This is a genomic window from Candidatus Borkfalkia ceftriaxoniphila (assembly GCF_004134775.1).
Classification (GTDB): domain Bacteria; phylum Bacillota; class Clostridia; order Christensenellales; family Borkfalkiaceae; genus Borkfalkia; species Borkfalkia ceftriaxoniphila.
Map to the genome: position 1 here is coordinate 553,926 of NZ_SDOZ01000002.1, position 26,860 is coordinate 580,785.

20 protein-coding genes and 1 riboswitch are annotated in these 26,860 nt (G+C 53.5%); of the genes, 3 read left to right on the forward strand and 17 right to left on the reverse strand.

The features are described 5' to 3' along the window. Positions 1-2 precede the first annotated feature (2 nt). The 9 genes from ESZ91_RS02780 to ESZ91_RS02820 form a co-directional block, all read right to left on the reverse strand. Positions 3-1,217: an ABC transporter substrate-binding protein gene (locus ESZ91_RS02780; protein WP_129223910.1), complete on the reverse strand. Its 1,215-nt coding sequence runs from the start codon at positions 1,215-1,217 to the stop codon at positions 3-5. 149 nt (positions 1,218-1,366) lie between these two features. Next, positions 1,367-1,559: riboswitch (cobalamin riboswitch) on the reverse strand. 115 nt (positions 1,560-1,674) lie between these two features. Then, on the reverse strand, positions 1,675-2,757 hold the full coding sequence (locus ESZ91_RS02785; RefSeq protein WP_129223913.1) for a uroporphyrinogen decarboxylase/cobalamine-independent methonine synthase family protein: 1,083 nt from the start codon (positions 2,755-2,757) through the stop codon (positions 1,675-1,677). Positions 2,758-2,817: 60 nt separating this feature from the next. Beyond that, positions 2,818-4,551 carry an alpha-L-rhamnosidase-related protein gene (locus tag ESZ91_RS02790; RefSeq protein ID WP_129223915.1) on the reverse strand — a complete coding sequence of 578 codons (1,734 nt, stop codon included), beginning with the start codon at positions 4,549-4,551 and terminating at the stop codon, positions 2,818-2,820. 4 nt (positions 4,552-4,555) lie between these two features. After that, positions 4,556-5,419, reverse strand: coding sequence for a carbohydrate ABC transporter permease (locus tag ESZ91_RS02795; RefSeq protein ID WP_129223917.1), 864 nt, complete (start codon positions 5,417-5,419; stop codon positions 4,556-4,558). Between the two features lie 12 nt (positions 5,420-5,431). After that, positions 5,432-6,376 carry an ABC transporter permease gene (locus ESZ91_RS02800; RefSeq protein ID WP_201270840.1) on the reverse strand — a complete coding sequence of 315 codons (945 nt, stop codon included), beginning with the start codon at positions 6,374-6,376 and terminating at the stop codon, positions 5,432-5,434. Continuing rightward, positions 6,373-7,962, reverse strand: a complete 1,590-nt coding sequence (locus ESZ91_RS02805) for a hypothetical protein (RefSeq protein ID WP_129223921.1) — start codon at positions 7,960-7,962, stop codon at positions 6,373-6,375. The genes ESZ91_RS02800 and ESZ91_RS02805 overlap by 4 nt, the downstream gene beginning before the upstream one ends. A 51-nt stretch (positions 7,963-8,013) precedes the next feature. After that, the gene (locus tag ESZ91_RS02810) at positions 8,014-11,298 is read right to left on the reverse strand and encodes a hypothetical protein (protein WP_129223923.1); all 3,285 of its coding nucleotides are present in this window, start codon (positions 11,296-11,298) and stop codon (positions 8,014-8,016) included. Positions 11,299-11,302: 4 nt separating this feature from the next. Next, positions 11,303-14,137 (reverse strand): discoidin domain-containing protein, encoded by a 2,835-nt coding sequence (locus tag ESZ91_RS02815; RefSeq protein WP_129223925.1) that lies wholly within the window; start codon positions 14,135-14,137, stop codon positions 11,303-11,305. 5 nt (positions 14,138-14,142) lie between these two features. Further along, complete coding sequence (locus tag ESZ91_RS02820; RefSeq protein ID WP_129223927.1) at positions 14,143-15,867, reverse strand: type 2 periplasmic-binding domain-containing protein; 1,725 nt, start codon at positions 15,865-15,867, stop codon at positions 14,143-14,145. A gap of 210 nt (positions 15,868-16,077) precedes the next feature. Between ESZ91_RS02820 and ESZ91_RS02825 the strand changes: the two genes are divergently transcribed. Beyond that, a complete protein-coding gene (locus tag ESZ91_RS02825; protein WP_161971018.1) occupies positions 16,078-17,130 on the forward strand; it encodes a GntR family transcriptional regulator in 1,053 nt (350 codons plus the stop codon). A gap of 18 nt (positions 17,131-17,148) precedes the next feature. Further along, on the forward strand, positions 17,149-18,096 hold the full coding sequence (locus ESZ91_RS02830; protein WP_129223931.1) for a DUF1848 domain-containing protein: 948 nt from the start codon (positions 17,149-17,151) through the stop codon (positions 18,094-18,096). Between the two features lie 212 nt (positions 18,097-18,308). Here the strand turns inward: ESZ91_RS02830 and ESZ91_RS02835 are convergent, their stop codons facing one another. The 5 genes from ESZ91_RS02835 to ESZ91_RS02855 form a co-directional block, all read right to left on the reverse strand. Then, positions 18,309-19,223, reverse strand: a complete 915-nt coding sequence (locus tag ESZ91_RS02835; protein WP_129223933.1) for a carbohydrate kinase family protein — start codon at positions 19,221-19,223, stop codon at positions 18,309-18,311. Positions 19,224-19,317: 94 nt separating this feature from the next. Then, positions 19,318-20,580, reverse strand: coding sequence for a PocR ligand-binding domain-containing protein (locus tag ESZ91_RS02840; protein ID WP_129223935.1), 1,263 nt, complete (start codon positions 20,578-20,580; stop codon positions 19,318-19,320). After that, positions 20,577-21,110, reverse strand: a complete 534-nt coding sequence (locus ESZ91_RS02845) for a DUF2284 domain-containing protein (RefSeq protein ID WP_129223937.1) — start codon at positions 21,108-21,110, stop codon at positions 20,577-20,579. The genes ESZ91_RS02840 and ESZ91_RS02845 overlap by 4 nt, the downstream gene beginning before the upstream one ends. Further along, positions 21,094-22,572 (reverse strand): ASKHA domain-containing protein, encoded by a 1,479-nt coding sequence (locus ESZ91_RS02850; protein ID WP_129223939.1) that lies wholly within the window; start codon positions 22,570-22,572, stop codon positions 21,094-21,096. Before ESZ91_RS02850 ends, ESZ91_RS02845 begins: the two co-directional genes overlap by 17 nt. A gap of 62 nt (positions 22,573-22,634) precedes the next feature. Further along, entirely contained in the window at positions 22,635-23,267 is a 633-nt protein-coding gene (locus tag ESZ91_RS02855; RefSeq protein ID WP_129223941.1) for a corrinoid protein, read from the reverse strand. A gap of 265 nt (positions 23,268-23,532) precedes the next feature. On the opposite strand from ESZ91_RS02855, the gene ESZ91_RS02860 reads away from it, so the two are divergent. Further along, complete coding sequence (locus tag ESZ91_RS02860) at positions 23,533-24,417, forward strand: alpha/beta hydrolase (protein ID WP_129223943.1); 885 nt, start codon at positions 23,533-23,535, stop codon at positions 24,415-24,417. Between the two features lie 72 nt (positions 24,418-24,489). Here the strand turns inward: ESZ91_RS02860 and ESZ91_RS02865 are convergent, their stop codons facing one another. Genes ESZ91_RS02865 through ESZ91_RS02875 form a run of 3 tightly spaced genes read right to left on the reverse strand, consistent with a single transcriptional unit; the run spans position 24,490 to position 26,848 of the window. Further along, the gene (locus ESZ91_RS02865) at positions 24,490-25,035 is read right to left on the reverse strand and encodes a 2-oxoacid:acceptor oxidoreductase family protein (protein ID WP_129223945.1); all 546 of its coding nucleotides are present in this window, start codon (positions 25,033-25,035) and stop codon (positions 24,490-24,492) included. Then, positions 25,032-25,778, reverse strand: a complete 747-nt coding sequence (locus tag ESZ91_RS02870; RefSeq protein WP_129223947.1) for a thiamine pyrophosphate-dependent enzyme — start codon at positions 25,776-25,778, stop codon at positions 25,032-25,034. Before ESZ91_RS02870 ends, ESZ91_RS02865 begins: the two co-directional genes overlap by 4 nt. Then, positions 25,775-26,848: a 3-methyl-2-oxobutanoate dehydrogenase subunit VorB gene (locus ESZ91_RS02875; protein WP_129223949.1), complete on the reverse strand. Its 1,074-nt coding sequence runs from the start codon at positions 26,846-26,848 to the stop codon at positions 25,775-25,777. Before ESZ91_RS02875 ends, ESZ91_RS02870 begins: the two co-directional genes overlap by 4 nt. Between the last annotated feature and the right edge of the window lie 12 nt (positions 26,849-26,860).

The following is a 26,860-nucleotide window of genomic DNA, read 5'->3' on the forward strand; positions in this document are numbered from 1 at the left end:
TTTTATTTCAGCCTGTTCACGTACGTAAGCGTATCGGACACGTTTTCCCCGTACAGCATTTTGTAAATATCGGCGACCATCTCGCCCATCTTGTCCATCTTCTGATAGAAATCGTTGGAGGTACGCCACACGTTCCCCTCTTTATACGCCTTGAAATCCTTGAACCAATCGCCGAGACGCGCGTCGATCAGCCCCTGCAGACTTTCGTCCTTTACGCCCGAAGCGCCGCTCGTCCAGTTATACAGAACGTAATCCGCCTGCGAACACTCTTGGATAAACCATTCCTGCGTCATTTTCGTATTGCCCGACTTTCCGGGGCCGATCTCCGCGACCTGCTTTCCTCCGCCCAGATTGACCAATTCCGTCACGTAATCGGCGGCGTTCCGCACGTAGAAGGTGTCTTTCGTCGAAGTCGTATAGAAGATAAGCACCGTTTTACGCTCCGCTTCGGGCACGTTGATTTTCGAAGTCGTTTCGTTGAGGATCTCGACCTGTCCGTTGAAAACAGCGTCGGATTTATCGCGCATATCGAAAATCTCTCCGTAGATCTTGATCCATTCTGTACGTCCGAGCGGGTGGCTCTCGTAAGAAGACTGGTCGCGCATGATGCGCAGATTGCAAGTCTTTGTCAGTTGGTCGTACACGTCGGGAACGGAATCGAGCATCGTCGAAAAAACCGCGAACGTTACGTGTTTTTCCGCGCCGATGGAAATGATCTGCTCGTAGTCGGGCTTGCTGTATTTGCCGACTTCCTTTACGGTGCCTTTATCGATCGCGTCTTTGATCTCCTGGATCCGCCACGTCGTATCGGCGGTCGTCATCGGGACTTTCGAAAGCGCATCCATGGCGTTGATGAGCGCCATCGTGCTCGCGGAGGAGACCATAATGTTCTGCCTGTCCCGAAAGGTCATGATATTGACGCCCGCGGGCGCGCCCGAAACCTTGTCCACACCCTCGGGAAGGAGCAGCCAGGAAGTATCCAATTTCTTTTCCTTATCGAACACTTCTATTTTCGAATACGCTTTTTCGTTTTCGTCCTTCAAGTGCTCGATGGAAAACAGTTCCGCAAAAGTGTTTTCTTCCTTACCCGTACTCGTAAGTTGCGAATACGCGACCGTGATACCCTGCTGTTCGTTCTCCTTTTTGTCGCACGCGGCAAAAAGGAGCGTGCTCATTGCCAGAACGGCGAGGAGCACAAGTGCCAGACTTCTCTTCATTTCTACCTCTCCTTAAAAGGATATTTTTATAAATAAACCGAGAAGATGGCAACAAAAATGCGCCCGCAAAAACGGTATGCGGACGCAGACTTTCCCGATCGAGATTTGAGAAAGATATGTCGGCCGCATTCTTCATTTGCCCAAGAATGTTTCCCGTAACGCTTTAAGCAGGTTTCCTGGCTTGCGGTCTTTTTTCAAAGATGTGCGCGCCTTCTCAAACGATTCCGTTCAATGGCGTATGCGCAGCGTTTCACCGTTCACAGTAATGGCTGTTGCATCGGTCTTTCACCGATTTCCCTTTTACCCTTGCTCTCGCAAGGCACTCAACGCGCTTGTTTATTTACGGGTATAGTTTAATACTTTTTCCCCCGCCCGTCAAGTCAATTTTTTAAGAAAAACCGAAAGCCGCGAATGATGACAAATCAACTCTCTTTTTTAGCAAAATCGTGCTACATTTTTATTCCGCGCCGTATTTGCGCAGGCGAGCTACGATCTCGTTTTTCCTGTCGATGGAATAACCGAACTGCATTTTGACGAGATCGTCGGGCCGTTCGATGACTTGCAAAATTTCGTCGAGATGAAAGTCCAGATCGTAATACGCCTGGATCTTTCTTTTCGCCTTCGAGATCTTCGCATAAACTTCGCTCCAATCGCGGGTGCGCGGTTCCCCCTCGCCGGGGACCCATTGTATTCCTTTGATGGTATCGACGGTCAGCAGACTGTCCAGATGTTTCAGTTCGCCGATCCCGTCCAGATGATACCAGGCGTTCGAAAGGCGGGCGGAAGTCTTTTCAAGTTCGGGCTTTACGAATTCGTCGAACATGTCGTTCCCGATCATAAAGGAAAAATCGCTCTGCAACATATACGACGGCTTTTCGTAATATATGGAACTCCAATCGCTGTACCCTTGCGAGCCCTTCAAAAGTTCGCAAAGTTCGAGATAAAAGCGGTGCCAAAGGTCTGCAATTTCGTTTACGAGACGTTTGACTTGCTCGGGCTCGTCGTACAGATCGTATAAAAGATTGTCGGACTGGCGGAAAGACGCTAAAATATCCATGATCCCGCCCAGATCAGGGAACCCGATCACGACGTTGCCCTGCCAGCGTTTCATGCCCTCGATAAAAATTTCACGGATACGGTCCAGCCAGATATTGTCGGCGTCGTACTCAAAATGCATTTCGTTTAAAGGCTTTACTTCTTTGGGTCTGAACCATACCGTCTGAGAATCGTTCAGAAGATCCGCACCCAGAAACGCCGCGACGATACCGGGACCGAACTGCATGGTCTGCATCAGGGGAAAACTGTCCCCGACGTATTCGTAACCGCTCAGTTCGTAATCGTATCTGTCGACGATCTGTTTGGGCGTGATGCGAAGATCGTTGCAGTTGGCAAAGGAAAGCAGCGGATTTTTCGGCATTTCGCGCCCCGCGTCCCGCCCCCAAAATACGCACGGCAAAATCGGTCTTCCCAATTCCCCTTTCCACCAGCGCCTGTAATTTGTCTTTACATTTTCCCACTGCGCGTCGCTGAAATCTATCATATAATTCTCCTGTTTCGGCCCGCTCACGTCAGACCGTTTTTTATATTATTTTATGTTCCGTTATACCTGTTCCTTCAACAAAAAAGAATAGACCGTATATCCGTTTTCGCGGGCAGGCGCCGTATCGAGATGCGCGACGTTCCTCTTCCAGCCGACCTGCGTCGATTCGGGACAGACGAGTTCCGCCCTGCGAACACCGTCCGCATCTTTGTAAATACTGACGCGAATTTCCCCGTTCGCGGCGGGAACGACTGCCCGAACGTCGTTCAGCCCCGCACATACGGGAGAAAATTCGATGCTTTGATAGCCGTATTCTACGGGACGGACGCCCGCGAAGTAAGTAAAGAACAGATACGGCAGCCCCGCGCTCCAACCGTGACATTCGCTGTTCCAGGTATCCCTGTCGTCGGGCGGGTCGTTCAGGCGCGTGCGCATAAATGTTCCAAAGTTCCCGTCGATGATCTCCCAGAAAGTATCGGCGCCGTTTTGCAGCATGGTGCCCCAGACGCTTTGCAGCAGCGGCAACGCTTGTTCGGTTTGGCCGTTTTTCAAAAGCGCTTCGAGCACCAGCGTGTTAACGAAGGGCCACACGTGGTCGTTATGAACGAAATTCTGCCCGTCGGGCTCTTCTTTCGGGTAATACAGCAGCATACCGTACGGCGTCTTGAATTTTTCGCAAAGCGCCGACAAAACTTTTTTGCGGTCCTGTTGCTCGCACACGCCGAACAGCACGGCAAGCGCCGCCGCGTCCGAAGAAAAGCGCCCGGGGGTTCCCATGATATCGTAATATAACTTCTTTTTCCGATCGAACGACTCTTCGTTGATCTTATTTTTCAGCCGCGCCGCCAAAGCCTCGCAATTCTGCGCAGACGCAAGATCCTTACCCAAATTCTTTTCCATACGCGCCGCCGCCTTGAGTGCGGCATATAAAACGCAGTTGCTGCTCGTGATCTTACCGTGACGGCTGGAAGTCCATGCCCAAGTCTGCATTTTCCCCAGATCCAGGCAGCCGTCCTCTAAGATCGTGAGGATAAATCGGAGGATCGCGCGCACTTTTTCCAGATGTTCCAAATAAAAATCCGTATCGCCGCTGACTTTGAGATAGTCTTCCAACACGATCAGAAACCAGCAGTTGTACTCGTAAAACACCTGCATGGAAATACTGCTCGCGGGAATAAATCCGTCTTCTCGGATCTGGTCCAAAATCACGTCGAACGTATTGCGGATCACCTCTTTATTGCGAAACAACGCCCATACGTTGCGTATTTCGGGATACAGATCCCCCACCCAGACCTCGCGGTCGCGCCGCGCGCCGTCGACGATGACGTAATCGGAATACTTTCCGTGCCAGTTCAGGGCGAATTCACGGTTCTTCTCTCCCTGCAAGTCAAAGGTCGAATTGCCCTGCGTGTGCGGAAATACGCAACAGCGCAGCGTGTGTTCGCACACGGAAAACATTTTTTCGAACAGTTTTGAATCACAGGAAAAATCGCCGTATTTTTCGAGAGGCAACATCTTGTCTTGAAAAGAAAGATCGACGCTTTCGAGCGGCACACCGTGCGCGGTTACGAGAAGGTAGCGCGCCGTGACCAGTTTTTTCGATCGGCAGATCGCTTTGCCTTCGAAAATACTCATATCGCATTTACAACGAAAGTTGATAAAATCGGGATACGGCCCGTATGCGCACGAAACCGAAGCGCCCGCCGACGCGGGATAGGTGAACGTGAGCACGCCGTTTCCGAGTTGTTCCAGATCGAAAAGCGCCTGATCTTCTGTCTTGCGAATAATTTTCATACTTTTAACCCTTTACCGAGCCGATGACCATGCCGGTGACGAAATATTTTTGGAGAAACGGGTATACCAGGAGCAGCGGCAGCATCGTGACGAAGATCTGCGCGGATTTCATGTTTCTCCCGATATTGACCATGCTTTCGTCGATATTCGAGGGCGCTTTATTCGTGAGAATGACCTGCAGATAAGTCTGCAACGGATAGTTTGCGATATCGTTGTTGTACAAAAGGCCGTCGAACCAGGAATTCCAATGCGTTACGAAAGCGAGCAGCGTGACGGTTGCGATGGAAGGCAGACAGACGGGCAATACGATGCGCACAAGGCATTGCAGATAATTCGCCCCGTCAACCTTGGCGGCCTCTTCGATCTCTCGGGGGAGGGAACGCATGAAATTCATCATCAGTATGACGCTGAAAATGGGAACCGACGTCGGAAGGACGAGCGCCCAGATGGTATCGAATAGGTTGAGGTCGTTGATGAACAGATAATACGGCACCATGCCAGCGGAAAAGATCATGACGAACAGGAGCAATCCGATATAGACGGGCCGCCCCGTAAATTCCTCTTTGTTTTTGGAGAGCGGATAAGCGAGCAGCACGATCAGAAGGATATTGATGGCAGTGCCCAGCACCGCCCTGTACACGCTGACGCCGAACGAACGAAAAAACGTATTGCCCTGGATGAGATATTTATAACTGTCCGTATTGAAGCCGACAGGGATCAACCCGACCATATTATTATCGGAGGCGACTTTGGAACTGAGCGAAACGGCGAGCAGATGCAGTATGGGAAGGATACAACTGAGCGCCAGAAGCGTCAAAAAGATATAGTTGAACACAGCGAAAATGCGCTGTCCCTTGGTGATCCTCATAATTTCGCTCCTTTAAAACACGCGATAACCCGAGCACTTATGCGCCAGGAACCAGCCCGTCACGATAAACGCCCCCGAAATGAGCGACTTGAAAAGCCCCAGCGCGGTGGCGATACCGTACTGTCTGCTCCCGAAGGTTATATCGTACACGAGCGTATCGATGATCTCCGCGTCGTCCCGCACAAGATTGTTGATCATCATGAATATCTGATCGAACCCCGCGTTCAGGATAGAACCGAGATTGAGCACGCCCATTAAGATGACCATGGGCAGGATCGCAGGCAGCGTAATGTGTATCGTCTGTTTCCAGCGGTTCGCGCCGTCCACTTCCGCCGCCTCGTATAAATTTTTATCGACGCCCGTCAAAGCGGCGAGAAAAACGATGGTATTGTAACCGAAATTCTTCCACACGTCCGTTCCCACCAGCATGGTCACGAACGCCCCTCCGTCTTCCAGCCACTTGACGTCGGAAATGCCGACGGCGTTGAGAATATTGTTGACGGCGCCGTCCGCGCTGAACAGATCGAGAAAGATACCGCCGAGGACCGCCCAACTCAAAAAGTAAGGCAGATAGATGATGGTCTGCACCGACTTTTTAAAGGGAACGGCGCGCACTTCGTTTAAAAGCAGCGCGACAACGATGGGAAAGGGAAACCCGATGAGTATCTTTAAAACGGCGATTTTAAAGGTATTCCAGAACGCGGGCCAGAACATGGGCAGGGAAAACATATTCTCGAAATTCTGCCAGCCCAGCCAGGGCGAACCGTAGATCCCCTTCGTGGCGATATATTTTTTCCATGCGAGCACGATGCCGCCCATAGGTATGTAGGCAAATACGAGCACCATTACCATGGGAAGGAGCGCGATCAGGTGCAGTTGATAACTTTTTTTGAAACCGCGACGCAATTCTGTCGCCCAGCCTCTCTTTTGGGCGCCTTCGCTCGCTACTCTTTTCACTTTTTCTCCTCCAAAACGAAATTCAAAGTATTCCCGTCTCCTGCGGGGTTCGTAATTTTCAGACGATGATTTTTGAAAGAAACCGTCCATTCGTCCGCATCCCCCAAAAATCCGCCGATCGCCTCGTAAAAGCGGCGGGAACAAAAATCAGAGATCCGCACGCATTCCTCGGCGCAGTTTTCGCCCAGCCATGCGGGCACGACGACGCGCGTCCCCTTTTTTGCGTATTCGCCGACGAGGCGCAGCGTTTCGCCGCGGCACCGCTCTCCGCACACGATGATGAGCGAGGGCTCGCCGAGCGTTTCTCTCTGCACGAGATCGTCAAAGACGAGAACGCTGTGCATGGGATAAAACAGTTTATGGAAAGACGTTTGCTTTTCTTTTCCCACGCCCTCGGCGAGTGGCAGAGTACCGCACGTCTTTTCGTTGCGCGAATAAGCCGCCGTCGGGAACGACTGAAATTCGGTATTCCAGAAAGTCGTGCCCGCAGGAGAAACCGCGCCGTGCGACAAAGCGTGCATGACCTGAAAAAAACTGTTCTTTCTTTCGTTCATGGGGAATTCGGAAAAACCGTAACTCCCCGCGCCGTCGAAAGTGCCGTTTGCGGAAAAGACGCCGTCGTCCGCGTGGATCACGGCGATCTCGCACTGTACGTCGCTGTGCGAATAGGGAGGCGTTTTCCCCCGATAGCGCTCTAAAAAGAGGCTGTAAGCCTCGCCGAACGGCGTAATCTCGAACGAATCGCCGCGGGAGATCGCCAGCGGGTCGCAGTTTTCCACGAACAGGAGTTCGGGCGACATATACCACGAGAGAACCAAAGCGTTGTAAAATTCTTGCACGCCGTGCGCGGGAAACCCCCAGAGCCTCGTGAACCATTCTCCCACGTCGAATCCCCACAGATCGACGGTGACGCACATCTTTCTCTTATATTGTTTGCACGCGCCCATGGCGACCGCGAACATGACGCTCTGATACTCTTCTTTCAGCGCTTTGGGGGATAAATGCATGCCGCCTCGCGCCAGAAGGTGCATCATCGAGGGAAAGACGCATTCGCCGTACACGTCCGTACCGTATCCGTCGACGAGTCGCTTTACATTGTTTACAATCGCCTCCTCGCACTCCTCTTCCGTCTTGCAGGGTGTCGTCAGCCACTGGTGCAGGCGGGCGTCCTTGCGGTAGACGGAAGGATGCAGTTGCAAGTGCTCCGTTTCGTCGTACAGCAAGCCGAGAAAGTTTTCCGACCGCTTCGCGCGCCGCACGAGTTTTTGCGGCACGTCGTAGCGGTTGGTCCCCTCGCAATGCGGGCCGTTGATGTTTCCGAACTCGTTGCCGAGCATATATTGCAAGCCGCATTTCTCCATATCCCGCACGAAATCTTCCGTAAGTTCGTCCTGCGGCATTGCGTGCTGCATGAGAAAATCCACGCCGAACGTTTCCTGCAACAGTCTTATGAACGCCTGTTTCGTCGGGGCGGGATCCTGCGAGGCGAAAAACTGCCCCTCTCCCGTACGCATGAGCGTTCGGGACGCATCGGGATACCATGGATCGTCCCATCCCATAACGGAATTCTGCAAGCCGAATTTCATATCCACCTCCGTGTTTGCGGGATCGGTCTCCCGATCCCGCACGTTAAAACGTCAATTTTTCTTCTTTTTGCGCACGATCAGCACGACGGCGACGCCCGCGCCGAGAACCGCCGCGCAGCCGACCACGATCAGTACGACGCCCAACGCAGTGAGTTTTTGACCGACGTATACGCGTTCGGTGATCGTTTTTTGCACTTTCTCCGTGGAATGGGTCAACTCCTGCTGATAATCCATCGTCGGATCGCCGTTTTTCTCCACCCACCGGATCTGATCCTGTACGCGCTGCTCGTCGGGATCGCCGAATTCGATCATCGGATTATCCGCCCCTAAAATCAGATCTGCGCCGTTGACCTTTTTCAAAGAAAGCACGCCCGGCGCGCTCTCGCTGCCCGTGCCGAATATACCGACAAACGTACCGTTATCGGGGAAATTGAAAGAGGAGAACGATCCCGCGATCTGCGTTCCGTTGACGTATAACGTCTTGGTCGCGTTGTCGAATTCGATCAGGAATCCGCCGTCGGCGGCAAATTTGCCGATGATCGTGGTCGGCGCGGCGGAGAGCGAATTCCATGCCGCGTTGTAGACGGAAACGGTGGAGCCGCCGTCCGTTATACGGATCGACAAAGCGGAAGTGATCGCGCCGCCCGGCAGGTTTCCCGCGCGCGTCGCGAGAGAGATTCGGACGCCGCCGTCCTTGGTAATGTTTTCGTTACAGGAAAAATATAGACTCAGATAACTTTTCGAAGAGTTCTGATTGAGCGCGCTGGCGGTGTACGACATCGGAATCTCGTACCACATACCCGCTTCGGTGCTGCGGAAGGTGAAATCCACGGATTTTTCGGACGCCGCGACGCTGACGCCCGCGCTCATCCATTCGTCCAACTGAAAGTCGTCGACGATGGTCTCGCCTTCGGCATACTCACGCTCGTAATTGGGCACCGCGATGTAATATTTCAAATCTTCTCCGCCCAGCGCCGTGACCGTGATATAAGTGCCTGCGCCGCCCGCAAGCCCCACGGAAAGTTTTGCGTTCAAGAACCGAAACGCCGCGCTCTTTAGATCGCCTTCCGCCGCGGCGCCGTTGCAAGACGCATGTTTTTCGTTTGCGGAAAAGGCGATCTCATACACGCCGTCCGCCGCTTTGGCAACTTTCGTACGGGCGAGCACTGCCTGTTCGGCGTTCAAAACTTCAAAGAGCATTCCGTCCGATTCGGCGGTAAGCCGCAAAAGGATCGTCAGATCGCGTTTATCTTCCGTCTGCCCGCTCAGCCGCACGGCCGCCGACGTCGCATTTTCCTCCATGCGGAGCGAAATTCTGAAATCTTTGACGTTATGCTTTACGGTATTGATAGAGAGGTCGGCGGCGTTGCCGTAGACCGCGTACTGCAGTTCGCCCTCTTTCGTCGCTGCGATCCGCAACCCGTCCGCGGCGTTCGAAATTTCCGCGGCGTCGGACCTCCAGTTTTCAGAATAGTCCACGTTGGGCGCCGCCGTATACGCGGGCAGTTCTTTGCCGTTGACGGACGTGAGCACGACCATACTGTTTTCGTACTGTTGCGCATCCTCGAAAATACCGAACGCGATCTGCGCGTTGGAACTCTTAAAATGCGTAAAATCTTTATAACCGTTTGGATAGATCGCCGACGACTGCACGGGGATCTCCACTCCGTTGATCTTCAGAGTGCGCGTCGCGTCATAATCCCATTCCAGAACGTACAGTCCCCTGTTCCTGACGTCGACGGGCACGTCGGAAACCGAGCCGAGCACAGGGAAACCGTTATCGGTATAACTGTACACGGTCGCGCCGTACGTGGTGAGCGAACCGAAATCTGTGATGCGGACCGCCAGCATCTGCCCGCCCGCGGCTTTCAGCACAAAGTCGACCCCGTCGATCTTATCGGGCGTGACGGCGTGCAGTTCGACGCGAAGATCGGAAATGCTGTCAAAGCCCTGTAAGGTGCTTTTTCCGTAATCAGAATAGATATATTTCTGCCAGCCCTTATCGGCGCCGCGCACCGCGACGCCGCCCTTGACGCAGGTCGGCACCGCGCCCTCGTTGCGCCAGTACAGTTCGTAATCGGGCTCTTTCGTTTCGTCCCAGTAATCCCATTCGGAAATATCCGCATCGATCTCGTCGCCCTGAAAGACTTCGCCGTTGATCTCCTTGACCAAAAGCCCCATCGTGCGGTCGGTTACCGTGACGTTTTCGAACTTGAAGAACAGATTCGAATAATCGTTGACGCTGCCGTCGCTTGCAGTCGAAAATCTGATCTCTGTCGATTCGGCGAGCACGGTGTCGTTCGTATTGTTCTTTACGGTCACGGTATCCCCGTCGATGAGAACAGAAATATCCAGTTCGCTCTGGTCGGGCGAAGTCACCCACACGTTTCCGCCGCCTGCGGAGATATTTTTATCCTGAAACAGGATCTGCCCCCAGCCGTTGCCGAATTCGCGGATCACCAGATCGCCGCCCACCGCCTGTAACACGATATTTCTGTTGTTGTTCCATTCGCTGCCGCCGACGACGTCCGCTTTCAGACGGAACGAATTCATCTGAACGGGCGTATTATAGCCGATCGTATCGCTCCAGACGGCGTTGACGCCCGCTTTGTTGCCGATGAGAACGCCGTACGGCTGCCCGCGCATCACGAGTTTTTCGGTTGCATAGTTGCTGAATATGCCCGTAGGGTCGAAATCATCTCTCGGCACGGCAGGCTCCTCGGGGATCGCGCCGCTGATATAAATGCCCTGCTCATCCCCGCTCGTCTGAAAATTCGCATAATACAGCGAGCCCGCGGTGCCGTACTGAATGGAAAATTTAGTCAGGTTCGAAGCGTCGCCCGTAACTTTCAGCGTAACGGAGAGATCGTCGTAGGAGAGCGCGGCGGAAACGATCGTCGCGTCCGCGAGATTCACGCCGCTCAATTTTACGCTGTCGGATGTAATGACGCCCGCCTCGCCAGCGTAGTTGGTCCAGTTTCCGAGGTCGGCTTTCCGACCGCTCTCGGTCACGGAGGTGATCTCCACCCCCGCAGCCGCTCCGCTGCCCGTAAATACGTGCAGCGCGATATACGCATTGCCCGGCAGTACTTCGAACGCGCCCTCGTACAGCGAAGTAAACTCTTTGCCGTTCAAAGCAAAGCCCTTTCCCGCCGAATAACTTAAGGTGAGTTCAGCCGTACCCTCCAGAAAACCTGCGGGGAACGGTTCGTTTTCCGTAAGCGCCCCGTCCTTCGCGTGCGCCTCGAATAAGGGCAGCACGCCGCACAGCAATAAGGATATTGCCAACAGACAGCCGAGCAGGAATATTCCCGTTTTTTTCATGCGGATCGTCATGCGCTCAGTCCCCCTTTCTTCCCGTTTCGGGATAGACGTAATCTACATTGGTATCGAAACTGCTGATCACCTGCAGTTCGCCGATCTCTACCCGCCAGACACCGCTCGTGCCCGCGACCGCGTTGGCGCCGTCCACGACGATTCGCACGTACCGCGCGTTCACCTCGATATCCGCAAAGACGAAATCGTTGGTCGCGCGGGCGGTCGTCGGCTTGAAATCTATGATCTTATCCACGCCGCCGCGCACATAGCCGCCCTCGCTGCTGAGCGCGCGTATCTTGCGCTGCGTCCACGTTTCTCCGTCTTCCGACGTATACACGGTAAAGGATTTCGGGAGAAGATATCCGTATTCGGCGTTGTTCCACACACTCGCATCGAAACTGAGATTCTGCACGCCGTACATGCGCACTGCCGTAAGCGTGGTCACCGCGCCCAGATCGACCTGAAAGGCGAGATCGACCGACGATGAAGCCAAATCGATCGTGGAAAAACCGCGGTGGTAATCGTACATGGCGGAAAGTTCTCCGTCCGCCAGATATTTCGCGCTGTTGCCGCCGCTTTCGCTGACCAGTTCATCGCTCTTTACGAAATTCCCGCCGTCCATTTTCCCGATCTGCCACTCTTTGCCGTACGATTCCACGCCGTTCGCGGCAGGATCCGCGTCTTTGCCCGCTTTGAGCGTCGTACCGTCGGGGGCGTATATCCGATTGCTGTCCATGTCCATGACGATACCGTAATACGTGACGTCGCGCGCCGTGTCGTACGTGCCGACCTTGTGTCCGTTCATCATGCTCTTGTCGCCCGCGACCTCGTACCCCGTCAGAAAGCCCTGCCCGTCGTAACTTTCGACGAATTTGCTGTTTCTGATGACGCCGAAATTCGCCTGCACATAGACGTTTCCGTCGCCGCCCGCGACGATGTTCGGCGTAGGATAATCTTTGATCGCCTTGGAATGGTCGTTATACAGTCCCTTTCCCGTCAGCGTTTCCTTACTGAAGATCCCGTTGTTTTCCATGACGACGTTATCCACCACGCAGCCGCGGTTGACGCCGCCCCAGCCGTTGTTTCCGCCGTAAAACAGAATGGCGGGGCCTTCGTTATCGTGTATGTAACTGTCTTTCAAAGTGACGTTGATATTGCCCGATTCGAAATCGAATCCCTCTCCGTCGGGACCGCCGTTGAGTAAAGTCCCCGAAAATTCGCTGTTCTGCACGACGAATTCTTCGCACATGGAGAGTTGGCACGCCGCGACGCCCCAGTACATTCCTTTGACGCCCGTGCCCGTGATCACGGCGTTGTCGATAAGGCCGTCGTACGCGCCGTACATCATGATGCCGCCGCTTCGGATGCTGTCTGCGATCTTTACGTTTTTCACCGTGACCGCACTGAGCGAGCGCGTATGGAACACGTCTAAATGCCCGCTGTTGGCGTTGGTCTGGTTAAAGAATCCCGCCTGTGCGTGCAAACCCTTGGAAACGTCGCCGAGATCTACGAGCGCGTTGTCGATGCCCGTATCGCAGCGCGTAAATTCGCAGTCGGAAATGCGGATATCTTCGATATACGTATTCAGCGTATCGCCTTCCCCTGCATAGGGCGACTGGATATTTTTGCCGTCCGCGCGCGTGCCCCACGTGCCGTATTTCTGTCCCCCCTTCACGAGATTGAAACCGTAGGCGGTAAAATGTATGCCCGCGCCGAAACTCATGTCGGGATACTTGATCAGCCCGCTCTGCGAAGTCACTTCGGGCGCCTGAATGTCGGTAAAGACGCAGTTCTGCACGTAAATGCCCTTCAATGCGTCGAAACGGTAGGTCTGCATATCGATATTCCGCAGATCGGAAACCACGTAGATCCCCGCGACGGAATGCGCGAACGCAACGTCCGCGATTTTATAATAGTCGTTGTTGTAAATCTTGATGCCGTAACCCGCTCCCAAACCCGCGTTGATGACGGGCAGTTCCCCTTCCCCGTAAGAGGAAATGAGGATCGGTTTTTCCTTGGTTCCGTCGCCCACGGGCTGCAGAGATTCGCCCGTCCAGGTATCGCCGCGTTTCAACAGCAGTTCGCTCCCCGCCACGAATTGCATGCGGTTCGCGCGGTTGAGCGTTTTCCACGCCGTTTCGGGGGACAGCCCGTCGTTCGCGTCGTCGCCCGAAGAGGAACTCACGTAATACTTGACCGCCCGGGCACGTTCGTAGCCCTGATTGTGATAATCGTCGAAATACGCGTCCATTTCCGAAAGACACAGGCTGAATTTATGCTCCGCCGCCCCCAGTTCGGTCGCGACCAGACGGATATAGCGCGCCGACTGCGCCGCGATGCGGAACACCGCAGTTTCCGCAGGGACGGGATAATCGCTTCTCGCTGCGACGATCGTCCAGTTGCTCATATCGTTGGACAACTCTATGTAGAACGATTTGGGAAAGCCCGTCGTACCGCCGTCTTTGTCCTTTGCGGGGGAAATCTGGATACGGTCGATGAACTTGCTCTTCTGCATATCCGCCGTAACTATGACCTTTTGCGCCGCGTCGGCGTACGCCGAAGACTGATAGACGGTGCTTTCGTCAAGATCGTTGAGATGAAACAGCGTATTGTCGGGATCGTCGTTCGAAGAGAAACGCGTTCCGCGGTTATGCCCGTTCCTGCTCTCGACCGCGCGCACGGAATCGGTATAATCGAAGTTCTTTTCCAGTCTGTCATATGCGGCGATCTGCACGTTGTATTTATCCATCTCATCCTCCACGATTTTGTCCCGATCCTCGTACAGCGCGGTACAGGCGGAAAATCCGAACGTCGCCAGAAACAGCAGCAATAAAATGAATATCGTCTTTTTTCTCATTTCCCTTACCCGTTGATCTCCTTCAGAATTTTATCCCCGCCGTTCTTGTGCCAGTCGGAGGTGAATTTCGTAAACGCCTGGTCGATCTGCGAAAGGTCGTATTCGCAGATCATCTTCGTCATCGCCACGTTTTCGATCTGCAAATTCAGAATGTTATTGAACAGGACCATAGATTCCGTCGGCGCACTCATGAACGCGTTTACCGTGGTCGACTTGTACTCTTTACAGGCAAGCACGCCGCCTTCGGGCCCGTAGATCATGCGCCACACCCAACTGTTGAGCCGATCCGTCTGCGTTTCGGCCTTTTTGGTGATCAGATCGTAATAATACTTTTCCTGCCCTACGAGTTCCGACACCTTGGACGCATCCTCTAACGCCGCCGTGATTTTCGTCGCCATGGTCGCATTTTTCGTCGGATCGTCCAAAATGACGGGGAGCCAGTTGTAGATCATGCGCGACGCGTACTTTTCACTCTCGCTCAGTTGTCTGTACGCGACGCTGTAAGGGTGATAATATCCCGTTCCTTCTTCTTCGCTCGATTCCAGATTGGAACCTTCGACCAGATAATTCATCAAAATGATCATCGCTTCGGGATTCGGATAGTTCACGTTGACTACATAGTAGCGCTCGGGCGCCGCGTCATTGATGGGTGATATTTCCACGCCGTCTACGCTCGGGATCGGGCAGGCGATCCAGTCGGCTTCGGAAAGCCCCGGATTCGTGCCGCCCTCCTTGAGCCCGATCACGCCCTGAATCTGGGTGGCGAGCGGCGCCCAATACGCGTCGATGAACACGCCGTATTTTCCCTGTCCGCCTTCCGCGGCGATCGAAGCGCTGTCCTGCGTCGCCCAGTCGCGGCGCAGAATGCCGTCCGCCTGATATTTGTTCAACGTTGTCACACCGTCCTTCATCTCTTTATCCAGACTGCCGTAGCGCAGGCTGCCGTCCTGATTTTTCAGATAAATGCCGGGATAGGCGCCGTGCGCGTTCATGATCCCGCGATAGGGGCTCGCTCCCGAAAATTCCTTGTACAGCGCGAGCGGATAGGTGCCTTTGACGCCCGTCTGCTGTTCGATCTTCGACTGATTTTCTTTAAAAGAATAGAGAAGATCTTCCAATTCTTCGTACGTCTGCGGCTGCAAGCCGCCCTCTGCGTTCGTCCAGCCGCAAATTTCCACCCAGTCTTTTCGGATCCACAGAATGGGGATACCTTCGATATCCGATTTTGGCTCGGGGATCCCATATAGTTTCCCGTCCACCGTTCCGAGATTTTTATACAGTCCGTCGTTAGATTCGATCAGCCGTTTTAAGGTCGGCGACGCCAACTTTTCGTAAACTTCGGTCAGATCCGCGAGTTGTCCCGCCTCGACTGCGCTGTCGAAACAGGTCGCGTCCATCGCAGTCACGTCGGGCAGTTCGTCGCTCGCCTGCAACATCGCCACTTTGTCGAAAAACGATTGCCCATAGGCGGTCGTAAAAGTGGGTTTGAGCCGAATGTTCGTAAATTCCGCGACCAGATCGTACATTTCGTTGTCCGAAGGCGTCTGCCCGACGGGGAACTGTTTTTCGTCGGAAACCCATTGTCCGACGTTCATCGTAAGCGGTTCGGAATACTTATGAAAATAGGACGTCACGTCGTCGTCCACGCCGGGATTCTTGTTTTCGCCGCATCCGACCATTCCCGATAAAGCCAAAAGCAACGCCGTCAGCAAAATCACAATTTTTTTCACGATTTACCTCCAAATCATAATCTTTCTATTTTAAATGCAGAAATCATTCGCTGCATTTTAAAATTCCGTTATCGTTATTCCATTAAAAATATAGCATGCCCGCGCGCCTATTTCAAGGCGGTCAAAACAATAAATTTTCTCAAATTTGTATTATAATAATACAGGCTTGACAGTACAATTCCGATATGATATACTGTCGACATGGGTGCGATGAAAAGCAAATCGGAACAACTGGAAGAATATCTGCTTTCGGAGATACGGAACCGCGTATATAAGGCGGGCGACAAATTACCTTCGGAAACCAGATTGCAGCAGAAATTCGGGATCAGCAGAGTCACGATCCGGAACTCTTTGAAAAAACTGACGGACCAGGGATATATTTATTCCGTAAAAGGGTGCGGTTGGTTCGTCAGCGGATCGATCAGCGAACGTTTGTATCAATCGCCGCAAAACGACGCCTTGAAAAAGATCGGGATCGTATTTCCGCATAAGATAGAATTTTTCAAAAGTTTATATACGTTTCTGCAGACCGAATGCAAGAGCAACGGTTTTCAATGGGAATTTTTCTTTAACACTTCCATTCAGAGCGAAAAAAACGCCTTCGATTTTTTCGTAAAAGAAAAATTCGACGCCGTGATCCTGTCGCCGAACCGTGAATATTTTGACAATACATACAAAAACTTTGAAATTCTGTATCGGAACAAAATGCCCTTTATCATGATCGGAAAACCGCCGAATAATATTTTTTGCAACGCCGTATATTACGACGATATTGCGGGGTGTATTTCTCTCGTAAGAGAATTATATTACCGAAAATGTAAAAATATCATTCACGTGACCTCATTGTACTGCGACCAGGAAGCCGTGCGCGAACGCCGCGAAGGTTATATTTACGGCATGAAAAAATTTTACCCGAACAGTCCGCATCTGATCCTGAACGTGAATATCTCCAATTTCAAGCAGGATTTCAGCGGTTTTATCGAAAATTTCGAGGGAAGGCTCGGTATCATCCTGCACGACAATGCCGAATATCCCTCCATTCACGCCATTTTGCAAAGTTACGCGCAGGAAAAAGATATCGTTTTAGTGGGATTCAACGCCCCGCCCGAGATGAAAGGCAAAGAAAAAATTTCCAGCATCGAACACAATATTTCGCAGTTGGCGCAAAAATCCGTAGACCTTTTGTCCTATAATTTTTTCAATAAAACTTCCGCGGAAGAAATCCGCCATGTGGTTTTGAAACCGCAGATATTCATACGATGAATCGGAAGGAGGCAAATCATGATCTTAAATACGGGCGCGAGGACGGACACCGTCAACTATTATGCCGAATGGCTTTTAAACAGATTCCGTGAGGGTTATGTTCTGGCGAGAAATCCCCTGTTTCCGAACAAAGTCACGCGCTATGAATTGTGTCCCGATAAGATAGACGCGGTGTTGTTCTGTTCAAAAAATTATGCGCCTATTCTGACTCGCCTCAGAGAAATTACCGACGCATACCGAACGTATTTCCACTATACCATTACCGCCTACGGCAGAGACGTGGAGCCGAACGTGCCCGATATCCGAACGAGCATGCAAACACTGATCGAACTATCGAAAATCGTTGGCAGAAAAAAGATCGCGTGGCGGTACGATCCCGTACTGCTGACGGAAAAATATACGATCGCGCGGCATCTGGAAACGTTTGCGTATATGGCGGAAACGCTGGCGCCGTATATCGACCGCTGCATTTTCAGTTTTGTCGAAATGTACAAAAAACTGACGGTCAATATGCCCGAACTCATCGCCTTGACCGAGTCCGACAAGGAACGGCTCGCCGAGGGACTGGGCGGCATTGCGAAAAAGTTTGGAATCCGCATACAGACGTGCGGTACCAACGGAGATTATTCGTGCTACGGCATACGTTCTTCGGGCTGCGCCACTTTGGAAATTCTCGCAAACGCCAACGGCTGCGAATTTCGGGAACGCAAGCATAAGGGCCTGCGCGAGGGTTGTCACTGCATCGAAAGCCGCGATATCGGCGCTTACGATACTTGTCTCAACGGCTGTAAATACTGCTACGCAAACAAAGATATGGCAAAGGTCAGAGAAAACTTCAAACGCCACGACCCGCGCTCACCCCTCCTGCTCGGCAATCTTTTGCCCACGGACGAGGTGACGCAGGGCGCGCAGAAAAGTTTTTTGAAATCCTCCTTCGTGCAAAGTTCCCTGTTCGAATCAGATTAGAGCGGCGCTTTCGAAATCGCCGCGCAGAACGATCTCGGGCGGCATTTTTTACCGTAACCTGATATCTGTAACCTTTGGTAACAGATAAATTGAAATATTTGTGCCTTTACTATTTTTTATATACAAAACAGCGAAAAATTATTACTTTTTAGCCAAGTCCTACAAAAAAGAGCCGACCCGTTCGGGTCGGCTCTCATAAAGAAGTTGAAAATTCAGTTTTCGGCGAGCGCTTTTTCCAGCGTTTTTTTATCGGGAAACGCGTCGACGGCGCCGCGGGAGAGCGTGGTGAGCGCGCCGCATACGTTGCCGCGGCGAAGCACGCGAGAAAGATCCGTTTCGCCCTCGTCCAGCGCGCTCAAAACACCCGCGAAAAAGGCGTCGCCCGCGCCCGTTGTATCTACGGGCCGCACGCGCAGCGTTTCCGCGCGCACGATCCCGCCCCGAAACGCCGCAGCGCTTCCCTTGCCGCCCAGCGTCAAAAAGACCGTCTTTCCGCCGGAGGACGCTTTTAAAAGCGCCTCTTCCTGCGTCGATTCGGGATAAAAGAGCGTCAACTCGTCTTCGGAAAACTTGACGATATCCGCGTTTTCGATATATTTTCGGTAAACATCCGCCGCCTCCGCCGCGCCTGCAAAGAGATCTTCGCGGTAATTTACGTCAAAACTCACTTTTTTACCATGCGCGCGGGCGCGTAAGATCTGTTCGTCGGCGAAAGCGCGGCCCTCCTCCTTCGAGAGGGGCACGGAGCCGATATGCACGATATCCGCGATTTTCGCGATCTTTTCCGCCGCCGCGGACTGCAATATATAATCGGCGGTGTTTTTTCGGTAAAAGGAAAAGCGGCGCTCCCCGCCCTTGTCCAGTTCCACAAAAGCAAGCGTGGTGTTGCGTTCGTTGTCCTTCCTGATTTCCAGAAAATCGAAATTCTGCCGTTCGGCGAACGAGATGAGGAAATCGCCGACGAGGTCGTCGCCCACGCTGCCGTAAAATCCGCATGCGGCGCCCAGTTTTTTCAGCCCGCACGCAACGTTGAAGGGCGCGCCGCCTGCAAACCTGTCGTACGAAAAGATCCCGTCATGCTCTCTTCCGATGAGATCCGCCAATATTTCTCCTACGCAAATGATCATTTTTCTTCTCCTCCCTCGTTTTGTGCGGATATTATATCACGTTTCCCCGCAAAAGTCACCCGATAAAAAGACCCGTCCAGATCGGGCAGGTCTTTCAGTTTAAACTCTTTCTGTATTTCGCGGGCGTGACGCCGACGTATTTTTTAAAAATTTTGATGAAATAATTGCTGTCGTTATACCCCACGCGCTCGGACGTGGATTCCACCGAAACACCCTCCATTAAGAGCGCTTTTGCCTTTTCCACACGCACTTTGGCGAGATAATCGCTGAACGTGACCCCCATTTCGCGGCGGAACAGATGGCTCAGGTAATAGGTGCTAACGAACACTTCCTGCGCAAGGCTGTCGAGGTTGATGTCCTCGGCGTAATGCGCGTTGATAAAGCGGATCGCTTTTGCGAGATGCTCGCTCGTATTCTTCTTGCCGCGGCTCTTATACACCACGTCGAGAAAATCGTCCAGAATTTCCACCGTACCGCGGCACAAATCGGGAAAATCCGTATTGTCCAGCAAAAGTTTGGAATTCTTTTTGATGATATCCGTCAGCGAGGCAAGGGGAGCGCCCGCCTCGACGGCGCTGCGCGATAAAAAGGCACAGAATTCGTACAGTTTCGCCTTGATGATCTCCAGATCGCCGCTCGCGAAAGAAAAAATTTCGTTTAAAAAGCGGTTGATGATGTTTTTCGCCTTATTCCGATCCCCCAACTGTACGTAAGCGATGAGTTCCTTTTCCAGTTCGATGGGATATTTGTTATAGCGCGGCTGGCTCGACTCGCGGATCTGCATTTCGCGCGCCGCCTTCATCCGTTCGAGGTTGAGGCGCGAAAGTTCCAGCCGCTGTTCGAGATATTTTTTCTCCTCGATGACCATGTAGTTGACGAGCGTCATCAGCATTTCCGAAACGCTGGTCATGTTTTCGCAGGCGACCTGTCTGATCTTGGAAAAATCGAAGTCCGCATCGAGGTTTACGCCGAGTTCCGCGCACTTTTCGCGGAATTCATCCTCGAAAAACTCGTCGTTTTCCCACAAAATGACGGGCCCCGACGTGATATAGCCGATCGCTTCTCCCTCCACCACCACGGGGGTGATGCACATGATCAGCCCGCACGGCGTTTCATAGATATAGCCGCTGCCCAGTTCCTGCGCTTTTTTGCCGCTGTACACGATCTTTTCGCGGCAGGAATGGTTGTCCTTGATGAGATTGCAGATAGAATCGTTTTTCCGTACGCAAAGTTGCTCTTCACCGTTTAAATCGTAAAGAGCGACGTCCAAACCGCTCGTATTCGCATAATTGCGGAACAGTTTTTCAAGTTCTTTGAAGTTAAGGATATTTTTCAGATTCGCATTTTTTAAATTCATTTGCAATTCAAGAATACTACGGAAAAATACGTGACGGTATTCTCGCCATTAGTATAATTGATTTTTGCGGTTTTGGCAAGGGATACCACGTTGATTCCGCACGCTTCCACAGAAGATTTTGCCTTTTCGGGAAAACGGCAGGGTTCGGGATAGGCGCATTTCTTGCATACGTTGCACCCGCCCGCGCCTAAAACGCGCGCATTTTCGGGAAGACAGGGACGGATGAGATCCTCGACTTCGTCGTGCACGAGCCGCGCGGCGAACATTCCCTCGATATCGAAACTGTCCTCCACCTCGTGTCTGGTCGTGAACACGAACGCATAGCGGTACGCCGTATATCTGGATTTCAGTTCTTCGAGCGTGCCCACGTGGGGCGGGCACATCCAGGACTTGTTATAATTGCCGCAGTAATTGGCGCGGCAGGCTGCGACCACCTCTTCGGAAAATTCGATATCTTTCACCTCGACCACCGCCCATTGGTGGATACGTCCGTTTGCCGCTTGCAGGATCTTGTCAATCGTCGTACGCATCGCTCTCTCCGAAATTCATATTGGAAATATACTCGTCCATAAACGCCGCGTCCGCCGAAAGGTCGATGTATTCCGCGCCCCGCGCGAGTTCCTGCGCGCGTTCCAGATTTTTTGCGGCGCAAAGACACATTTTCGTTCCCGCAAGCGCGGAATTACCGATCACTTCGATCTTGTCTTTCAATTCTTCGGGCAAAAGCCCCACTTCGACGGCGTTGTCGCGGTCGAGATAAAAGCCGAGCCCGCCCGCAATGTACAGGCGGTCGACTTTTTCGAAATCCAACCCCGCGCGTTGCAGCAAAACGCGGATGCCCGCGTAGATCGCGCTCTTTGCGAGTTGGAAATTGCGCACGTCTTTCTGCGATATGTACACGTTTTCCGAAAGATAAAAGCGCTCTTCGTCGCCCGTGAAAGCGCCCGTCCCGTCTATGACGTTTTCGCGCAGCATCAAAGCGATCGCGTCCACCAGCCCCGCGCCGCAGATACCGACGGCGGGCGCGCCGCCGATGGTCGTGTATTCGAGTTTTCCGTCCTTGCGGCATACGCTGTCGATCGCGCCCGACACGCCGCCCGTGCCGCATTCGATGTTGGCGCCCTCGAAACAGGGGCCCGCCGCCGTGGAGGTAGAAAGAAATTTGCCGTCAACGTGCAAAAGCATTTCTCCGTTCGTGCCGATATCCACCAAAAGATCGTTGCCAGCGGAAAGGTTTGCCGCGAGCCCGCCCGCAACGATATCCGCGCCGAGATACGCCGCAACAGATGGCAAAAGGACGATTTCTTCGACGGGTAAGGACAATTCCGCGCCCGAAAGGCGCACGATATCGAGAAATTCGGCGGTAAAGGGATACTGCCCGATGCCTTTAACGCTCTTTTGCAAAAACAGATGCAGCATGGTCGTATTGCCGCACACGGCGAGCCGTTTTAAGGTCGGCAACGAATATTTCTGCATGAATGTATGCAGCATATCGCGCGTCTGATCCAAGACGCACCGTTGCAATGCCGCGGCGTTGCCCTCATTCGCGCTGACGATGCGGCTGATGACGTCCGCTCCGTAGGCGCCCTGGCTGTTCAAAACGCCCGAAGTTTCGATCTCCGCGCCCGTTTTCAGATCGACGAGCGAAAAAGCCATCGTCGTGGTGCCGATGTCCAGCGCGACGCCGAACCCCTCTTCCCCGTCCGCCGCGGACAGCGCCGCGCGCGCGTAGGTGAGCCCGCCGCCCTCGGTTTCGAAAACTTCCACCGCGCAGTCGTTCCCGACGGTCGCCAGACAGGAAAGGACGAAATCTTCCCGTTGGTTCTCGAACGCGCCCTGCAAAACTTTCACTTTACACTTGCCGCAACTGCCGCGGCCGCCGCAGCGCGCCGTGATATGATAGCCGTGTCTTTGCAAAAGCGCGAGAAGATTTTCCCCTTTTTCGCACTCCAATTCGCGCGTATTGCCGCCCGAGAGAACTTTTACGATCATTTTTTTGCCTCCGTCAGATGAAAAAAGGCAGTTTTAAAACTGCCTTTTCCGCTATTGAACGATCAATCGAAATAAGAACGCGCTTTTTCCGCCGCGCTCGCCGCGTCGGGAGTATAGGCATCGGCGCCGATCTCGTCCGCAAAGGCCTGCGTTACGGGCGCGCCGCCCACCATCACTTTTACCTTATCGCGGATGCCTGCGGCTTTGAGCGCCTCGATGACGTCTTTCTGGTACATCATCGTGGTCGTCAGAAGCGAAGACAGGCAGACGATGTCCGCATTGTTGTCTTTGACGGCCTGTACCACCTTTTCCGCGTCGCAGTCCACGCCGAGGTCGATAACGCGAAGGCCCGTGCCCTCGATCATCATCTTGACGAGGTTTTTGCCGATATCGTGCAAGTCGCCCTTGACCGTGCAGATGACCGCCGTGCCGACGGGCTCCACGCCCGTTTCCGCCAAAGCGGGTTTCAGAACGGTGAGCGCCGCGTTCATCGCTCTTGCCGCGATGAGAACTTCGGGAACGAACACTTCGTTATTCTTGAATTTTTCTCCGATGATGCCCATGCCGACGATCAGACCCTGGGTGAGAATGTCTTTGGGCGTTACGCCGTTTGCCAACTCTTCCGTTACGAGAGCCGCCAAGTCCTTTGCTTTACCGCGCTGTAAAAGCGTGGACATTTCCTCAAATCTTGCCATAATTCCTCCGAATTTTTAAAGGTTACATGAATTATAGCACAAGCGCGATCAAAAAATAAGCGATTGTTTTGCCGAAAATAAGTAATATATTGCGATTTCACCCCGATTTCCGAGAAAAAAACAGTAAAATCTTGCTATTGGACGATTTGCCGTCCGCCGCGTCGCGCCGACCGCTTTTCGTTATGCCTCTATAATACAATAAAAATCCAAATAAGCAAAGTGAAATTCTTGTTGAAAAACAGTAAAATTATGTTATAATGGTCGTATGTTAGATAAATTCATAATTTCTTGCACCCGAAAACTGATCGGGAGTTCGGATAAAAAACGCAAAAAGACGCAGAAACCTCTGGACGGCGTGGACGTCGCGCGCGATATCATGACCGAAAACGAGCCTGTTTTTTACGACGTTTACCGCGACTGCGCGCGGCAAGGGGCGCTTCCCGTCATCTTCGACATTCACGGGGGCGGCTGGGTGTACGGCGACAAGGCGCTCAACGACGTGTACATAACCCATCTCGCCAGGCGCGGATACGCCGTCGTCAGCCCCGAATATCGGCTTCTCGCGGACGGCGCCGATCTGAAAGCGCAAATCAAAGACCTTTCCGACTGCATGGCGGACGCCTATAAAAGGAGGGAAGAACTCGGGTTGGATTTTTCGCGCGCATACCTCGCGGGCGATTCGGCGGGAGGACATCTCGCGACGCTCCTTTGGTCGATCGCGCACAGCGAACGGTTGCAGGCGCTGTACGGCGTGCAGGCGCCGCCCTTTTCCGTGCGCGCGATCGGGCTTTCGCATCCCGTGCCCGATCCTGCCGCAAAACTCGGCGGCGTGATGGGCGCGAACCTCAGAATGCTGCAAAAACATTTTTCAAAAGATCCCGAGATCCTACAAAATATGAGCATCTGCCGCTTCGCGAAGGAGATACCTCTGCCGAAAATTTTTCTGATCAGTTGCGGAAAAGACGCGCTATCTCCCCTGTCCGTGGATTTCGCGCATTGGCTGGAAGAAAACGGCGCGGAGTACGTTTTCAAATTTTACGATAAGAAAGATCATCCGAAACTCAGCCATGTTTTCGACGTGGCGTTCCCCCACTACGAAGAATCGCAGCAGGCGATCTCGGAAATGCTCGACTTTTTCGAAAAAGCATGAAAAAAGCGCCCGATCTCAGATCGGGCGCTTTCGCATACCTCACGCCTATACCGCGAAAGCGGGGCGGGCGTTTTATTTTTTCAAGCCTTCGTCTGCGGCCGCAAGGCCGAGGCGGAACGCCTTTTCATTGATGCCGATCAGGTTCGGCTTTGCGGCAAATTTTTCGTGCAGGCAGGCGAGAATACTGCGCTCGGAAACCGCGCCTGTCAGCGCGCAGAGCGCGCCCGTCATTACCATGTTGGCGGAACGCACGTCGCCCGCCTCGTGCGCCAGATCGTTTGCCATCAGCACGAGAGAACGCATGTCGTCGCGCCCCGAAAAACCGTCGGAAAGGTTGCCGTTGATGAGGATCAGCCCGTTCGGGACTACGTTTTTGGCAAAACGGTGCAGGCTGGGCGCGTTCATCGCGATGAGCACGTCGGGCTTGGTGCATAAGGGCGAGGCAATGGGCGTGCGGGAAATGATGACCGCGCAGTTTGCCGTACCGCCGCGCATTTCAGGCCCGTAAGCGGGAAGATAAGAAACTTCCTTGCCCTCAATCAGCCCGCTCTCCGTCCAAAAGCGTCCCATGCTCAAAATGCCCTGACCGCCCATGCCCGCAAAGAGAAATTTTTTCATGCTTCCTCCTTCGACTTATCCCGATATACGCCGAGCGGGAAAGTACGGGACGTCTGTTCTTTCATGAATTCCAACGCGCCGACAGGCGTCATGTGCCAGTTCGTCGGGCAGGATACGAGCACTTCCACAAACGAATAGCCCTTGCCTTCCTTCTGGAATTGCAAGGCTTTTTTGATGGCTTTTTTCGCCGCAAGAACGTGCTTTACGTCGTGCGTGGAAACGCGCTCGATATAATAGGGCGCGTCGAGCGTCGCCAAAAGTTCGCATACGCGGATGGGATACCCGTTGACGGCCGCGTCGCGCCCGCTCTGGCAGGTAGTCGCCTTTTGCCCGAGCAGCGTGGTGGGCGCCATCTGTCCGCCCGTCATACCGTAAATACTGTTGTTGATAAAGATGATGGTGATATGCTCGCCGCGCGCCGCCGCATGGACCGTTTCCGCCATGCCGATGCTCGCAAGGTCGCCGTCGCCCTGATACACGAACACCATTTTGTCGGGATGGCAGCGCTTGACGCCCGTCGCCACCGCGGGGGCGCGGCCGTGCGCCGCTTCCAGCATATCGCAGTTGAAATAGTCGTACGCGAACACCGCGCACCCCACGGGCGCGATGCCGATACATTGTTCCTGTACGCCCAATTCTTCGAGGCTTTCCGCCACCAGCCTGTGCACGATGCCGTGCGTACAGCCGGGACAGTAATGCAAGGGCACGTCGGTCAGCATTTTCGTCTTTTCGAATACTTTCATTTACGCACTCCTTCCGCCGTTTCCAGCGCCTCTTTCGCGGCGTCCACGATCTCCTCTTCCGTCATGACGTTGCCGCCCTGCCGCCCGAAGAAATACACGGGTTTCTTGCCGCCGACGGCGAGTTCCACGTCCTCCACCATCTGCCCGAGCGAAAGTTCCACCGTGAGAAACGCCTTGGCGGTATTTGCCGCGGCGCGGTATGCCTCCGCGGGGAAAGGAAAGAGGGTGATCGGGCGGATGAGTCCTGCCTTGACGCCCGCTTTTCGCAGCGCGTCCACCGCGCTCTTTGCGATGCGACCGACCGTGCCGTACGCGGTCAGAACGATTTCCGCGTCCTCACAAAGATACGTTTCGCAGCGCGTTTCGTTCTGCGCGATCTCGGCATACGTTTTTTGCATAGCCTGCACGTGCGGTTCGAGCGTGTCGGGGTCTATCAGAAGGGAATTGAGTATGCGGCGCTTTTCGCCGAACGCGCCGTCCGTCGCCCAATCTTTTTCGGGAATATCGGAAAGTGCGCGCATGGGGGGCAATTCGACGGGCTCCATCAACTGGCCGATCATGCCGTCGCCGAGGATCATGGCGGGCACGCGGTACTTGTCCGACAGATCGAACGCGAGATAGGTGAGGTCGCACGCCTCCTGCACGGACGCGGGCGCGAGCACGATGAGGCGATAATCGCCGTGGCCGCCGCCCTTGACCGCCTGAAAATAGTCGCCCTGCGCGGGCAGAATGCCGCCCAGCCCGGGACCCGCGCGCATGATATTGACGATGACGCAGGGAATTTTCGCGCAGGCGATGTAGGAGATGCCTTCCTGTTTCAAACTGATGCCGGGGCTGGACGAACTCGTCATCGAGCGCACGCCCGAGCCTGCGGCGCCGTACACCATATTGATGGCGGCGATTTCGCTTTCCGCCTGTACGAACACGCCCCCGATCTCGGGCATTTTGACCGACATATATTCGGGAACTTCGTTCTGCGGCGTGATGGGATAACCGAAAAACGCGCGGCAGCCGTTGCGGATCGCGCCTTCGCAGATCGCCTCGGTGCCGTGTAATAAAATTTTAGCCATGAATCCTCCGTT